The following is a 14,976-nucleotide window of genomic DNA, read 5'->3' on the forward strand; positions in this document are numbered from 1 at the left end:
CCGTCGATCCGAGGGAGATATGGACCTTCAGGCACGGCCCGGTCAGTGCCAGGAGAAGTCGGAGCGCAGCCGTCCGGCGACCAGGTCGAAGCGATCGCGCGGCAACACGGCACCCTCGCGGCGGATGCCGTCCTCGGGGACGTCGAGGACACGGTCGAGGCGGACCCAGCTGGGCCGGCCCTGCACATCCCAGGATCCACCGCCCAGTCCGAGCCAGTCGCGATCGCCCTCGTGCTTGCTCTGACTCGACAACATCAGGCCCAGGAGGGTGGATCCGTCCCGGCCGACCACGAGCACCGGACGGTCCTTGCCCTGTGACGGGTCTTCCTCGTAGGCGACCCACGTCCAGACGATCTCGCCGGGATCCGCTGCTCCGTCGAGAGCGGGGGAGTACTCGATGCGTCGTGCGCGTGCCGCGGTGGGCGACGACGTGGAGCTGACCGGCCGTCCCGACGGTGCGGTCCGAGGAGGCGTCGCTGTCGACGCACCGACCCTCTGCCCGATGGACTGGGTCACCTTGTCCAGCGCACCGGACCTCTGCAGCTGCCGGAACAGCCGTGGGCCCTCCGCCACTGCGAGTCGTCCCAGTTTCTTGCCGATCGACGCCAACGTTGCCATCCGAACAGGCTACCGAGGATGCGAATCGACGCTCACCCACGGCTAGTGAGCTTAGGCTACCCTGAGCCCGATTCGAGAGGTTCTCGACAGCTGAAGGGAATGACGTGATTCGACGGGGAGTACGACGGAGGGGCCGCGCGGTCCTGGCACTGGGTGTAGCCGTGACGGCGATGCTGTCGGCATGTTCGTCGGGCGCGGACGCCGACTCCGCGAGCGACGGTTCGGTGACCGTGTCGCACGCATTCGGCGAGACGGTCGTGCCCGACGACCCCCAGCGCATCGTCTCCGTCGGGCTGACCGAACAGGACACCCTGCTGGCTCTGGGCGTCGTTCCCGTCGGCGTCACCGAGTGGTACGGCGAGCAGCCCGACGCCACCTGGCCGTGGGCGCACGATCTGCTGGGCGGCGCGCATCCCGAGGTGCTGTCGCAGACGGACGGCATCCAGTTCGAGAAGGTGACCGCCCTCGAGCCGGACCTCATCATCGGCACCAACGCCGGCATGAGCGAGGACGACTACACACGTCTGAGTGCCATCGCGCCGACCATCGCGCACAGTGACCCCGACTCGCCGTACTTCGAGCCGTGGGATCAGCAGGCGCGCACCATCGGACTCGCGCTGGGCAAGGAGGCCGAGGCGAACGCGCTGGTCGACGACGTACGCGCGCAGTACCGCGAGGCGGCGCAGGCACACCCGGAGTTCGCCGGTAAGAAGGCGGTCCTGCTGCAGAACGCCCTGTACGACAACCAGGCCATCGCGTACCAGGACGGTCTGAGCACGGACTTCCTGACCTCGCTCGGCTTCGAGATCCCGTCCGAGCTGGATGCGTTCGTCACCGAAGAGGACGCCCAGGCGTACATCCCGCTCGAGAATCTCTCGGTTCTCGACGCCGCCGACGTCCTGCTCTGGGCCACCGAGGGACCGGAGGATCGTGCTGCCCTCGAGGCCGAACCGATCTACGGCACGCTGGAGGAAGTGCGCGAGAACCGACTCGTCTTCACCGACGGCATCACCGCGGGAGCCATCTACTTCACCTCGCCGCTGAGCCTTCCGTACCTGCTGGACTCGCTCGTTCCGGCGTTCTCGTCCACACTCGCCGGAAGCGGCCCTGCCACGACGAACACCCCGGCCTGACCACGCACTACCGCCCCTTCGACCGAGCCGACCGGCCTCCGGCCTGCCCGCGACCCCGGCCGTGGTGACGTGCAGATATTCTGTAGGTGACCACGGCCGTCTCGTCAGGAGCACCCCATCACCAACTTCGCGGACACGACGTTCACGGATCCGGTTCGGATCCGTAACTTCTGCATCATCGCCCACATCGACCACGGCAAGTCGACGCTGGCCGACCGCATGCTGCAGCTCACCGGCGTCGTCGACGACCGGTCGATGCGTGCCCAGTACCTGGACCGCATGGACATCGAGCGTGAGCGCGGAATCACCATCAAGGCGCAGAACGTCCGGTTGCCGTGGAAGGTGGGCGAAACCGAACACGTCCTGCACCTCATCGACACCCCCGGCCACGTCGACTTCACCTACGAGGTCTCACGAGCCCTCGAAGCGTGCGAGGGCGCAGTGCTGCTGGTCGACGCCGCGCAGGGCATCGAGGCGCAGACTCTGGCCAATCTGTACCTGGCGCTGGAGAAGGATCTGACGATCATCCCGGTGCTGAACAAGATCGACCTCCCCGCCGCGGACCCGGATCGCTACGCCGCGGAGATCGCGCACATCGTCGGCTGCGAGCCGGACGACGTTCTCCGCGTGTCCGGCAAGACGGGCATGGGCGTCGAGGCACTGCTGGACGAGGTCGTCCGCCTGGTGCCCGCTCCCGTCGGTAACCCGGACGGGCCGGCGCGCGCGATGATCTTCGACTCCGTCTACGACGCCTACCGCGGCGTGGTCACCTACGTGCGTGTCGTCGACGGCAAGATCCTGCCGCGCGAGAAGGTCACGATGATGTCGACGGGATCGACGCACGAACTCGTCGAGGTCGGCATCGTGTCCCCGGACCCGAAGGCCACCAAGGGACTCGGTGTCGGCGAGGTGGGCTACCTCATCACCGGCGTGAAGGACGTGCGCCAGTCCAAGGTCGGCGACACCGTCACCAGTGCGAAGAACGGCGCTACCGAAGCGTTGACTGGCTACCGCGAACCACGCCCGATGGTCTATTCCGGTCTCTATCCGGTGGACGGTTCGGACTACCCGGACCTTCGCGACGCCCTCGAGAAGCTGCAGCTCAATGACGCGGCGCTGACCTACGAGCCGGAGACGTCCGTCGCCCTCGGCTTCGGGTTCCGATGCGGCTTCCTCGGACTGCTGCACATGGAGATCACCCGTGAGCGTCTCGAGCGCGAGTTCGGCCTCGACCTCATTTCCACATCACCCAACGTGGTCTACCGCGTCGAGATGAACGACGGTGCGGAACACATCGTCACCAACCCGTCGTACTGGCCGGAAGGCAAGGCCAAGGCCGTCTTCGAGCCGATGGTCAAGTGCACCATCATCTCGCCGAGCGAATTCATCGGCTCGATCATGGAGCTGTGTCAGAGCCGCCGCGGCGAGATGGGCGGCATGGACTACCTGTCCGAGACGCGCGTCGAACTGCGCTACACCATTCCGATGGCGGAGATCATCTTCGACTTCTTCGACATCCTGAAGTCGCGCACCCGCGGGTACGCGAGCCTGGACTACGAGGAGATCGGCGAGGAGTCGGCCAACCTGGTCAAGGTGGACATCCTGCTGCAGGGTGAGGCGGTGGACGCGTTCTCTGCGATCGTGCACGCGGATGCGGCCGGCGCCTACGGCAACAAGATGACCACGCGACTGAAAGATCTCATCCCGCGCCAGCAGTACGAGATCCCGATCCAGGCCGCCATCGGCTCGAAGATCATTGCGCGCGAGAACATCCGGGCAATTCGCAAGGACGTTCTGGCCAAGTGCTACGGCGGCGATATCAGCCGTAAGCGCAAGCTGCTCGAGAAGCAGAAGGCGGGCAAGAAGCGCATGAAGACCATCGGACGCGTCGACGTTCCGCAGGAAGCATTCGTGGCTGCACTGTCCACCGACGCGTCGGCGGACAAGCCCAAGAAGTGACGGGGACCGTGTCGGAACCGGACGACGCACCACCGTCGCTGGCCGACGCGGGCCTTCTTCGCACACCGCCCGTCACCCGTCGCGGTGTGCGCACCCGAGCCTCGCTGGTCGCTGCCGCCCGCGTGGTCTTCGAGCGGGCCGGATACCTCGAGGCCCGGTTGGTGGACATCACCGATGAAGCACAGTGCTCGTCCGGAACCTTCTACACCTACTTCGCGGGCAAGGAAGAAATCCTCGCGGCGGTCCTGGAGGTCGCTCAGGACGACATGATGCATCCGGGCACCGAACACGTGCCCGACGACAGTGATCCGGTCGCGATCATCGAAGCCAGCAACCGCGCGTATCTCGAGGCGTACGAGCGCAACGCGAAGCTGATGGAAGTTCTCGAGCAGGTCGCGGCGGTGGATCCGAACTTCCGCCGGCTACGCCGCGACCGTGCGGACGCGTTCATCAGACGGAACGCTCGCAGCATCGCCGACCTCCAGGAACGCGAACTGGCCGACACCGGTGTCGACGCGTTCGTCGCCTCGCTGGCGTTGTCCGGCATGATCTCCCGGTTGGCGTTCACCCACTTCGTCGTCGAACCCGCCCTCGGCGTCGCACCGTCGTGCTCCTCGGAGCAGTTGGTCCACACCGCGACTCGGCTGTGGGCCAACGCCCTGAGGCTCGATACGCCCGAGTGACGGGGCCGGTCAGGAGTGGCCGTGGGCAGGCTGGAACTGCCCGGCCTGCACCGCTTCCTCCGCCCTGATGACGTGGACGACGGCGTTGATCAACGCGAGGTGGGTGAACGCCTGGGGGAAGTTGCCCAGGTGCCGTCCGGTCTTCGCGTCGATCTCCTCGGCGTAGAGCTTCAGGGGGCTCGCGAACCCCAGAAGGCGTTCGCACAGTCGCTTCGCGCGGTGCAGTTCGCCGATCTCCACCAGCGCCGACACCAACCAGAACGAGCAGATGGTGAAGGTGCCCTCCTCGCCCGACAGGCCGTCGTCGGTGGTGTCGACGCGGTAGCGCAGGACCAGACCGTCTTCGGTCAGCTCGTCCGCGATGGCGAGCACGGTGGCCCGCACCCGCTCGTCGTCCGACGGGAGGAAGCGCAGCAGCGGAACCAACAGCAGTGACGCGTCCAGGGATTCGTGACCGTACCGCTGGGTGAAGACCCCGCGCTCGTCGACGCCGTGCTCGAGGATGTCGGCCTTGATCTCGTCGGCGATGGTGTTCCACTGCTCGGCGTATGCCTTCTCCCCGTGCAGAGTCGCGAGCTTGGAGCCACGATCGAGCGCGACCCAGCACATCACCTTCGACGACGTGAAGTGCTGAGGTTCACCGCGCACTTCCCAGATGCCACGATCGGGTTCGCGCCAATGCTCGATGGCTTCCTCGACCTGACGTTTGAGCAAGGGCCACAACGACTCCGGCACGTTCTCACGGGACCGCACGTGCAGGTAGACCGAATCGAGCATCGTGCCCCAGATGTCGTGCTGCATCTGGTTGTACGCGCCGTTGCCGATGCGCACCGGCTGGGCACCGTCGTATCCGGACAGGTGGCCCAGCTCTTCTTCCTCCAGCGTGCGTTCGCCGCCGATGCCGTACATCACCTGCAGCGGAACGGGTTTGCCGTCCGGGCCCGATGTGACGTCGGAAATGAAGGAGAAGAAGTCGTTCGCTTCGCGGTCCAGACCGAGCGTGTAGAGACCCCACAGAGCGAAGGTCGAATCGCGTACCCAGGCGTAGCGGTAGTCCCAGTTGCGTTCGCCACCCGGTGTTTCCGGCAGGGAGGTGGTGCTCGCCGCGAGCAGAGCACCGGTCGGGGCGTACGTCAGTCCCTTCAGAGTCAAGGCGCTGCGCTGGAGGTACCCGCGCCACGGATGGTCGGGGAAGCGGCCGATGGTGATCCACTGACGCCAGCATTCCGCCGTCTGCCACATCTTCTCGGCGGACTCCTCGAACGTCCGCGGAGGATCGAGCGTCGACCACGACAACGCGACGAAGACGTTGTCGCCCTCCGTCATGCGTGTACGCGCGCGGGCCTCGCGGCCTTCGAGGCCGATGCGCAGATTGGTCGTCAACTTCAGGGTGGGCTCCGAGCCGTCGCCCGCACTGACGGTGGCCGTCGCCTCCTCGTACACCTTGCCGGTGTATTCCCAGACCGCAGCCTTGCGGTGATAGTCGAAGGCGGGCTCGCAGGTCATCTCCAACTCGACCGTGCCGCTGACACACTTCACGCTGCGGATCAGGCAGTGCTCGGCATCCCAGTCCGACGGTGCGCGCTTGTGGGTCCGGGACCGCTCGTCGGTGTTGTGCCACTTGCCCATGACGAGAGCGTCCCGAACGACCAACCATCCGGTCTCGGTCTGCCACGTCGTCTCGACGATCAGGCCGCCGGGGAGATAGCGCCGCGCTGCGGGCACGTTCTGACCGTAGGGGCCGATGCGGAAATGCCCGGCGCCCCGGTCGAGCACCGCCCCGAAGATGCTGGGGGAGTCGGGGCGAGGGATGCACATCCACTCCACGGCCCCGTTGCGGGCGATGAGGCAGGTCGTCTCGCAGTCCGACAGGAAGGCGTAGTCGTCGATGGGTGGAAACGTGGTGCGGTGGGGCAGCCATGTCTGCGACGTGCCGGGCACCGCGTCGAGCGCTCCACCTTCGTCGGGTGTGTCGGCCGACGCCGGCCCGAAGGTGGCTTCACCGGCGCTCGCGACGCGGGGAACCACGGACTGTTCGTCGAACGGACTCATTCGCCCATCATGGAGTGGTCCGCCCCTGTAGTCCACTGCTGGGCCCTCACTGTCGGAGCGACTACTGTCGGTGGGTGTGAACGCAGTGGGCTCGTGGTGGGACGGAGTGGAACTCTGGATCGCCGGGCTCCCGTTCATCCCGCAGGTTGCCGTCGTGCTGGCTGTCGTCGTCCCGGCCGCCGCGATCACGGCGTACGTCGTGGACATCGTGCTGTCCACGCTCTTCGACGCACGACGTCGAATGTTCCGTCGAGAGACGGCGGCCACCCCCGTCCGTCCGGAAGAGAAGTGAGAGACGTTGCCCCGCTCGCGTGTGACATCGGCCCTGATCGCCCTCATTCTGCTGGTGATCGTGGCCTGGCTGCTGACTCGATAGCGAAGTCGTCCCCACCTTCTGCTAAATTCTCGGCTGTGTCCGACGCATCCTCCCACCCGATCCGCCATGAGCTGGCGCTGATCGCTGTGGGCATGCTCGCGGTCGCTGACGTCGACTGTCGCTGACCCTTACGCCGCGCCCCGTTCGTTCGAACCGGCGCGTTCCGCTCGTCAGCACGTAATCAGTCCCGTCACCTTTCCGCCCTTCACATTCACGCGCGCCACCGTCGATGGTGGGCGCGGTCCCCGAGAGGTAACTCGTGTTCCCATCACGTCGCGTTCGCCTAGTGTCCACAGCCGCTGCCGCGGCTCTGCTCGCGCTGACCGCCTGCTCGTCCGGCTCCTCCGACACCGTCGGAGAAACAGCGGCATCCACCTCGGGTCCGTCGCTGACCCTCGTCGGGTACGCAGTTCCGAAGAACGGGTGGGATGCCATCGGCGCGGCGTTCGCGTCCTCGGAGAACGGTGACAACGTCACCATCAACGCGGACTACGGCGCATCGGGCAACCAGTCCCGCAAGGTCGCCGACGGTGCACCCGCCGACATCGTCAACTTCTCGGTCGAGCCCGACGTGACCCGCTTGGTCAAAGCCGGCAAGGTCGACGAGGCCTGGAACCAGAATGCCTACGGCGGTGTGCCTTTCGGCTCCGTCGTCTCCATCGTGACGCGGCCGGGCAACCCCAAGAACATCAAGACCTGGGAAGACCTCATCCGTCCCGACGTCCAGGTCATCAGTCCCAGCCCGCTCAGCTCGGGCTCGGCCAAGTGGAACCTGCTGGCGCCGTACGCATCCGTCAGCAACGGCGGAACGGATCGCCAGGCCGGCCTCGACTACGTGACCGAACTGGTCAAGCACTTCCCCGTGCAGCCGGACTCCGGCCGCTCCGCGTCCGAGGCCTTCCTGCAGGGCCAGGGTGACGTGCTGCTGAGCTACGAGAACGAGGCACTGTTGCTCGAGGGCCAGGGCCAGCCGGTGGAGCACATCGTTCCGGACCAGACCTTCCGCATCGACAACCCCGTCGCCGTGATCAACTCCAGCGCCAACCTCGAGCAGGCCAACGCGCTGAACGACTACCTGTACACCGCCGACGGCCAGAAGATCTGGGCCGAGAACGGCTTCCGTCCCGTCGATCCCGCGGTCGCCGCCGACTACACCGACAAGTTCCCGACGCCGCAGAAGCTGTACACGATCGACGACCTCGGCGGGTGGAGCGCGGTGGACAGTGACCTGTTCGGCGAGAACGGTGCCATCAACGCGATCTACAAGGCATCGAGCTGACATGACGACAGAGGTCGCCGGTCGGCGAAAACTCTTCACCCGCCGACCGGCGTCCTCTCAAGGTTCGCCCGGTAGACGGCGCGCGGCTTCCGGACTGCCCGGTGGCTCCCTGACACTCGGCACGGTCGTCCTGTGGCTCTCGATCATCGTGCTGCTGCCACTCGCAGCGGTTCTGAGTCGGTCACTGTCCGAGGGCCCCGCGGAATTCTTCGATGCGGTAACTGATCCGCGGGCGCTGGCGACTCTGCGCGTCACCGTGCAGGTCTCGGTACTCGCCGCTCTGATCAACGTGGTGATGGGAACCGTCATCGCCTGGGTTCTGGTCCGCGACGAGTTCCCCGGCAAGTCCATCGTGAACACGCTGATCGACCTGCCGTTCGCCTTGCCCACCATCGTCGCGAGCCTTGTTCTGCTGTCCCTCTACGGGCCGATGAGTCCCGTCGGGATCACGCTCAATGCCACGAAGACCGGCGTCGTGATCGCCCTCGCCTTCGTCACGTTGCCGTTCGTCGTCCGTGCGGTACAGCCGGTGCTGATCGAACTGGACCGTGAGGTCGAGGAAGCCGCCGCATCGCTCGGAGCGAGCAACCTGGTCATCTTCCGCAGGGTCGTCCTCCCGGTGCTGCTGCCGTCGATCCTCTCGGGAGCGGGTCTGGCATTCTCGCGTGCACTGGGCGAGTTCGGCTCCGTCGTTCTCATCGGCGGCAACATCCCGGGCAACACGCAGATCGCGTCGCAGCTCATCCGTGAGCAGATCGAGACCGACCAGCCCGTCGACGCGGCCGCGATCTCCGTGGTGCTGCTCGCCATCGCGTTCGTCGTGCTCTTCGTGCTGCGGATCGCGGGCAGCCGCCTCGCACACCGGGAGGAACAGAAATGAGGCTCGGCACCGGCACCCGTATCGGGTTGCGCACCGTCGCGTTGCTGTACCTGGCCGTCCTCGTCGTCTTCCCCCTCGGCGCGATCCTCTACCGGACCTTCGAGAACGGCATCGTCTCGTTCTTCCAACTGATCACGACCCCTGCCGCGCAGTCGGCTCTGCAGTTGTCGTTGATCATCGTCGCGATCGTCGTTCCCCTGAACGTGGTGTTCGGCGTCGTCACGGCACTAGCCCTGGCGCGAGGCAACTTCCGCGGCAAGGGCTTCGTGCAGGCCGTCGTCGACCTTCCGTTCGCCGTGTCCCCGGTCATCGTCGGCGTGGCGCTGATCCTGCTCTGGGGCGCGGGCGGGTGGTTCGGCTTCCTCGCGGAGTGGGGCATCACCGTCATCTTCGCGCTGCCCGGCATGGTGCTGGCGACGATCTTCGTGACGCTGCCGTTCGTCGTGCGCGAGGTCGAGCCCGTCCTCTACGAGATCGGTGAGGAACAGGAAGAAGCGGCGGCCACCCTGGGCGCCACCTCGTGGCAGACCTTCTGGCGCATCACGCTTCCGGCCATACGGTGGGGTCTGACGTACGGAGTCGTGCTGACCGTCGCGCGCGCCCTGGGCGAGTTCGGTGCCGTCATCATCGTCTCCACCAACCTGCCCGGCATCTCCCAGACGTTGACTCTGTTGGTCAATGCCCGGTACGAGGACTTCAACCAACCCGGCGCCTACGCCGCCTCGACACTTCTCATGGTCGTCGCCGTCATCGTGCTGCTGCTGATGACTGTTCTGGACCGCAAGCGAACCAAGGAATGAGCACCGTGACCACATCGACGACGCAGAAGCGCACGGACAGCATCGAGATCTCGGTCCGCGGTGCACAGAAGCGGTACGGCGACTTCGCCGCCCTGGACGACGTGTCCCTCGACATCCCGTCCGGGTCGCTCACCGCTCTGCTGGGGCCCAGCGGCTCGGGCAAGTCGACGCTGCTCCGCTCGATCGCCGGCCTCGAGGAACTGGACTCCGGCGTCGTCGTCATCGCCGGGGACGACGTGACCACCGTCAGCCCGCAGAAGCGCGACATCGGCTTCGTGTTCCAGCACTACGCGGCCTTCAAGCACCTGACCGTGCGCAAGAACGTCGCCTTCGGACTGGAGATCAGGAAGAAGCCGAAGGCGGAGATCGACGAGCGGGTCGACCAGCTCCTCGACATCGTCGGCCTGTCCGGCTTCCAAACCCGCTTCCCGGCTCAGCTGTCGGGTGGTCAGCGTCAGCGCATGGCCCTCGCCCGCGCCCTCGCGGTCGATCCTCGGGTGTTGCTGCTGGACGAGCCGTTCGGCGCTCTGGACGCCAAAGTGCGCGCCGACCTCCGGACCTGGCTGCGTCGACTGCACGACGAGGTCCACGTGACCACCGTGCTGGTGACGCACGACCAGCAGGAGGCGCTCGACGTCGCCGATCGCATCGCCGTCATGAACAAGGGCCGCATCGAACAGATCGGAGCTCCCCGCGAGCTGTACGACACCCCTGCCAACGACTTCGTGATGTCGTTCCTCGGCGAGGTCTCCAAGTTGAATGGTCAGTTGGTGCGGCCGCACGACATCCGCGTCGGACGCACACCCGACCTGGCCCGTGCCGAGCAGACCGGAACCGCCGAGAACGCCGGCGTCACCCGGGCCACGGTCGAACGCGTCGTCCATCTCGGCTTCGAGGTCCGGGTCGAGCTGCGCAACGGCGCGACCAACGAGCTGTTCTTCGCGCAGATCACCCGTGGTGACAACGAGGCGCTGGGTCTGGAGAGCGGCGAAACCGTGTACGTGCGCGCCACCCGCGTGCCGGTGATCCCGGGCTGAGTCCGCGCCGCTGGGCGTTCGCTCACCGGAACCCGGTGTGTACACACCGTGCAGCGCTCTCCGGCCGAGCGAACACCTCTTGTGTGGAGTGGACACCGGCTGCGGCATGCGGGGGAGGGTGTGCGCTCAGCAGAACCCGTGTGCACACACCCTTCAGCGCCCCCGCCAGACACCGTGCAGCGCCCTCCGGCCGAGCGAACACCTCTTGCGTGAAGCGAACACACAGTGCGGCAGGCGGTAATGGGTGTGCGCTCACCAGAACCCGTGTGCGCACACCGTGCAGCGCCACCCGCCAGGCACCGTGCAGCGCCCTCCGGCCGAGCGAACACCTCTTGCGTGAAGCGAACACCTCGTGCGGCAGGCCGTAAAGGGTGTGGGCTCACCAGAACCCGTGTGCACACACCGTGCAGCTTCCTCCGGCCAGGCACCGTGCAGCGCTCTCCGGTCGAGCGAACACCTCCTGCGTGAAGCGAACACACGGTGCGGCAGGCGGTAATGGGTGTGCGCTCACCACAACCCGTGTGCACACACCCTGCAGCACCCCGCCAGACACCGTGCAGCACCCACCGGCCGAGCGGACACCTCTTGTGTCGAGTGCACACCTGATACGGCATCCCGTAAAGGGTGTGCGCTCATCAGAACCCGTGTGCACACACCCTGCAGCGCGAACCCCTCGAAGGGGGCTACTACTCCAGTCCGCGCAGCACCGAGGCGGCGACCTCGGACGGGTCCGTGGTGTCGTCGGCGTCGACGCGGTGCTCCGTGACGGAGATGCCCGCCGCCTCGATCTCCATGCGAGCCGCCGCGAGATCGTCGGCATCCGTCGAGGAGACCGGCACGACGGCGACGACACCGGCATCGGCGAACAGCCGGGCCAGGCGCGCCAACTGCACAGTTGCGGAACGGGTTCCGGCGGAGGCGTCGATGTCGAGAACGCTTCGCACGTTGTCCCCGCCGACGATGTAGGCAGTTCTGCCCGCGGCGGTCAGAGCATCTTCGACGGCAACCGTGATGGACGCCTTGTGCGACGACGGGTGGCCGGTGAGCCAGATGGTCGCGCCGCGCTGACCCGTGCGGCGCGCGCGTTCGTCCCGCGTGAGCGACGAGGGAATCCAGGACGGGGTGTCCGAGCGGTCGAGGACTGCTCGCGCACCCTCGATGATGCCGGCGGCAACGGTGTCGTTGGTGTGCTCGTCGAGCAGGATGAACGCTCCGGAGTCACGGTTGTCGCGGTAGTCGTCGGCCACCACGACCGCGCTGGTGCGCAGCGTGACGCGGGCGATGTCGTTGAGCGACAGGTTCTCCGAGCCGGGGTGCTCGTCGAGCGTCTCCGGATCGAGCCGTGAGTGGATGCGCTGGACGGTCGCGCGAACCGTCGTCGTGGTGTGCTTGAGGGCCAACCTGTCACCGACACCGAGAGGTGCTTCGGCCAGCCAGCACACTGTGGCGTCGAATTCGCGTGCCAGCGTGGGGAAGTGGGCCTGCGGCTCGCCGCTGACGAGCACATCGCCACGGGCGACGTCGATGTCGTCGGCAAGTTCGACGGACACGCTCAGAGGTGCGACGGCGACATCGCGGCCCGCATCGAGGGTGTCCAGTGCGGTGACGACACTGCGTGATCCCGACGGCAGGGCCACCACGGAGTCACCGACCTGGATGGTGCCGGCCGACAGGCGTCCGGTGTAGCGGCGACGCTCGCCGTCGGTGGGACGCGAGACCCACTGCACGGGCAGGCGCAGCTCGGTCGCCACCGGTGCGGGAGCGACCAGGTCGATCTTCTCGAGGTGATCGAGAAGTGTGGGCCCGGAGTACCAGGGCATGTTCGTAGACGGCTCGACGACGTTGTCGCCCAGCTTTGCCGCGATCGGGATGACAAGGATCTCGGTGCCGAGACGAGCGCCGAGTTCGGCGAGTTCCCGCTCGACGTCGCGGAACCGGTTCTCGTCGAAGTCGATGAGATCCATCTTGTTCACGGTCGCGACCAGTCGGTCGACGCCGACCAGCGTCGCGATCCTGGCGTGACGACGCGTCTGTCGCAGCACCCCGGCGCGGGCGTCGACAAGGAGGATGGCGACGTTCGCGTTGGACGCCCCGGTGAACATGTTGCGGGTGTACCGCTCGTGTCCGGGAGTGTCGGCGAGGACGTAACTGCGTGTGGGAGTGGAGAAGAAGCGGTAGGCGACGTCGATGGTGATGCCCTGTTCACGCTCGGCGCGCAGACCGTCGGACAGTGCTGCCAGGTCGGCGACACCCTCCTCGTCGGTCACGGCGTCGAGGTGGTCGAGCGGCAGGCTGTCGGTGTCGTGGAGCAGACGCCCGATGAGCGTGGACTTGCCGTCGTCCACGGAACCCGCGGTGGCGATGCGCAACAGCTGGCGTGGGGGAGACGCTGCACCCGACGCGGTGTCGGCGGGGAGGTCGTAGGTGGCGGTCATCAGAAGTACCCCTCGCGTTTGCGATCTTCCATTGCGGCGGTGGACGTTCGGTCGTCGGCGCGGGTCTCGCCGCGCTCGGAGACCGTGGCCGCCGAGATCTCGGTGATCACGCCCGCGATGTCGGTGGCGTGCGAGCGGACCGCGCCGGTGATGGTGAGGTCGCCGACGGTGCGGTATCGCACCATCTCCACTGCGGCACTCTCGTGCTCGGTCGGAGAGGTGAACTCGGAGGTGGCCAGCAGGATGCCGTCCCGTTCGAAGACCTCGCGCTCGTGCGCGAAGTAGATCGACGGCAGTTCGAGCTGCTCGAGCTCGATGTAGCGCCAGATGTCGAGCTCGGTCCAGTTGCTGAGGGGGAACACGCGGACCTGTTCACCGCGCTTGATGCGTCCGTTGTAGAGGGACCAGGGCTCGGGACGCTGTGCGCGCGGATCCCACTGACCGAACTCGTCACGGAAGCTCAACACACGCTCCTTGGCGCGGGCGCGTTCCTCGTCGCGCCGTGCACCACCGAAGGCTGCGTCGAACTTGTTCTCCTCCAACGCATCCAGCAGGGTGCGGGTCTGCAGACGGTTACGCGAGCCGGACGGCCCGCCGACTTCACGCACGCGCCCCTTGTCGATCGACTCCTGGACGGAGGCGACGACCAGTCGATGGCCACCCTCGGCGAGGCGACGGTCGCGGAACTCGATGACCTCGGGGAAGTTGTGGCCCGTGTCCACGTGCATCACCGGGAACGGGATGGGGGAGGGGCGGAAAGCCTTCTCCGCCAGTCGCAGAAGAACGATGGAGTCCTTGCCCGCAGAGAAGAGGAGAACGGGCCGCTCCAACTCCGCCACCACCTCGCGGACGATGTGGACGGACTCGGCTTCGAGAGCCCTGAGTTCGTCGACGTGCGTCACGTCCACGACGGGCTCCACCGGAGCTGCGGTCATCGGGTTCCTTCCTCGGACGAGTGCAGTCCGCACTCCGTCTTGGTGCTACCGGCCCATCGGCCGCTGCGGGGATCTGCTCCCGGTGCCGGCTTCGCGGTGCAGGGTGCGCACCCGATCGAGGGGTAGCCCTCGTCCACCAGCGGGTTCACCAGGATGCCGTGCTGGTCGATGTACGCCTGCATCTCGTCGTCGGACCACGCGGCGAGCGGGTTGATCTTCACCAGACCGAAGCCCTCGTCGAACGAGATCAGCGGCGAGTTCGCACGTGTGGGCGCCTCGACTCGGCGGATACCGGTGACCCAGGCGCTGTAGTTCTTCAGCTCACGCTTCAGCGGGACGACCTTGCGCAGCGCGCAGCACCGTGCGGGATCGCGGGCGAAGAGGTCCTTGCCCTCGAGGCGGTCCTGTTGGGCGACGGACACCGTGGTGGCAGCGTCGATGACGTTGACGCCGTAGACCTGTTCGACGGCGTCGCGCGTGCCGATGGTCTCGGCGAAGTGGTAGCCGGTCTCGAGGAAGAGCACGTCGACACCCGGGTGGATCTGCGCGGCAAGGTGGACCAGCGCGCCGTCCTGCATGTTCGACGCGACGATGTAGTCGTCACCGAAGTTGTCCTCGGTCCACTGCATGAGCTCCACCGCGGAGGCGCCGTCCAACTCTCGCGCCCCGCGCTCGGCGATGTCGCGGAGTTCGGACTCGGACAGGTGGCGATGTGTGGTGATGCTCATGATGCAACCTTTCGCGCGGAGACGGTCCACCGCTCAACCAGGTCTCGACCCGGGCGATTCC

Annotated in this window: 14 protein-coding genes; 9 read left to right on the forward strand and 5 right to left on the reverse strand. The window is 66.7% G+C overall.

Annotated features, from left to right (window positions below; all coding sequences use genetic code 11):
- Positions 1-42: 42 nt before the first annotated feature.
- Positions 43-618 carry a type II toxin-antitoxin system PemK/MazF family toxin gene (locus tag AC0IX4_RS19810; protein ID WP_471830628.1) on the reverse strand — a complete coding sequence of 192 codons (576 nt, stop codon included), beginning with the start codon at positions 616-618 and terminating at the stop codon, positions 43-45.
- A gap of 170 nt (positions 619-788) precedes the next feature.
- On the opposite strand from AC0IX4_RS19810, the gene AC0IX4_RS19815 reads away from it, so the two are divergent.
- From AC0IX4_RS19815 to AC0IX4_RS19825, 3 genes are all read left to right on the forward strand, one after another.
- Positions 789-1,751, forward strand: coding sequence for an iron-siderophore ABC transporter substrate-binding protein (locus AC0IX4_RS19815; RefSeq protein ID WP_056076269.1), 963 nt, complete (start codon positions 789-791; stop codon positions 1,749-1,751).
- 117 nt (positions 1,752-1,868) lie between these two features.
- Positions 1,869-3,710: a translation elongation factor 4 gene (gene lepA / locus AC0IX4_RS19820; protein ID WP_082042812.1), complete on the forward strand. Its 1,842-nt coding sequence runs from the start codon at positions 1,869-1,871 to the stop codon at positions 3,708-3,710.
- 8 nt (positions 3,711-3,718) lie between these two features.
- Positions 3,719-4,393 (forward strand): TetR/AcrR family transcriptional regulator, encoded by a 675-nt coding sequence (locus tag AC0IX4_RS19825; protein ID WP_471830629.1) that lies wholly within the window; start codon positions 3,719-3,721, stop codon positions 4,391-4,393.
- 9 nt (positions 4,394-4,402) lie between these two features.
- Here AC0IX4_RS19825 and AC0IX4_RS19830 read toward each other — a convergent pair whose 3' ends face one another.
- Complete coding sequence (locus tag AC0IX4_RS19830; RefSeq protein ID WP_471830630.1) at positions 4,403-6,445, reverse strand: glycoside hydrolase family 15 protein; 2,043 nt, start codon at positions 6,443-6,445, stop codon at positions 4,403-4,405.
- Between the two features lie 85 nt (positions 6,446-6,530).
- Between AC0IX4_RS19830 and AC0IX4_RS19835 the strand changes: the two genes are divergently transcribed.
- The 6 genes from AC0IX4_RS19835 (at position 6,531) to AC0IX4_RS19860 (ending at position 10,817) form a co-directional block, all read left to right on the forward strand.
- Entirely contained in the window at positions 6,531-6,737 is a 207-nt protein-coding gene (locus tag AC0IX4_RS19835) for a hypothetical protein (RefSeq protein ID WP_442970430.1), read from the forward strand.
- Between the two features lie 119 nt (positions 6,738-6,856).
- Entirely contained in the window at positions 6,857-6,946 is a 90-nt protein-coding gene (locus AC0IX4_RS19840) for an Ms4533A family Cys-rich leader peptide (RefSeq protein WP_442970429.1), read from the forward strand.
- Positions 6,947-7,107: 161 nt separating this feature from the next.
- On the forward strand, positions 7,108-8,100 hold the full coding sequence (locus AC0IX4_RS19845; protein WP_471830632.1) for a sulfate ABC transporter substrate-binding protein: 993 nt from the start codon (positions 7,108-7,110) through the stop codon (positions 8,098-8,100).
- A 1-nt stretch (position 8,101) separates the two neighbouring features.
- Complete coding sequence (cysT, locus tag AC0IX4_RS19850; RefSeq protein ID WP_082042814.1) at positions 8,102-8,980, forward strand: sulfate ABC transporter permease subunit CysT; 879 nt, start codon at positions 8,102-8,104, stop codon at positions 8,978-8,980.
- Positions 8,977-9,780 (forward strand): sulfate ABC transporter permease subunit CysW, encoded by an 804-nt coding sequence (gene cysW, locus AC0IX4_RS19855; protein WP_056075573.1) that lies wholly within the window; start codon positions 8,977-8,979, stop codon positions 9,778-9,780. The genes cysT and cysW overlap by 4 nt, the downstream gene beginning before the upstream one ends.
- 5 nt (positions 9,781-9,785) lie before the next feature.
- The gene (locus tag AC0IX4_RS19860) at positions 9,786-10,817 is read left to right on the forward strand and encodes a sulfate/molybdate ABC transporter ATP-binding protein (RefSeq protein WP_231568561.1); all 1,032 of its coding nucleotides are present in this window, start codon (positions 9,786-9,788) and stop codon (positions 10,815-10,817) included.
- 686 nt (positions 10,818-11,503) lie between these two features.
- Here AC0IX4_RS19860 and AC0IX4_RS19865 read toward each other — a convergent pair.
- Genes AC0IX4_RS19865 through AC0IX4_RS19875 form a run of 3 tightly spaced genes read right to left on the reverse strand, consistent with a single transcriptional unit; the run spans position 11,504 to position 14,915 of the window.
- Positions 11,504-13,252: a GTP-binding protein gene (locus AC0IX4_RS19865; protein WP_471830634.1), complete on the reverse strand. Its 1,749-nt coding sequence runs from the start codon at positions 13,250-13,252 to the stop codon at positions 11,504-11,506.
- Positions 13,252-14,187: a sulfate adenylyltransferase subunit CysD gene (cysD, locus tag AC0IX4_RS19870; RefSeq protein ID WP_471830636.1), complete on the reverse strand. Its 936-nt coding sequence runs from the start codon at positions 14,185-14,187 to the stop codon at positions 13,252-13,254. The genes AC0IX4_RS19865 and cysD overlap by 1 nt, the downstream gene beginning before the upstream one ends.
- A complete protein-coding gene (locus AC0IX4_RS19875) occupies positions 14,184-14,915 on the reverse strand; it encodes a phosphoadenylyl-sulfate reductase (protein WP_471830637.1) in 732 nt (243 codons plus the stop codon). The genes cysD and AC0IX4_RS19875 overlap by 4 nt, the downstream gene beginning before the upstream one ends.
- Positions 14,916-14,976: the final 61 nt, after the last annotated feature.

The organism is Rhodococcus sp. AC861 (assembly GCF_979256035.1).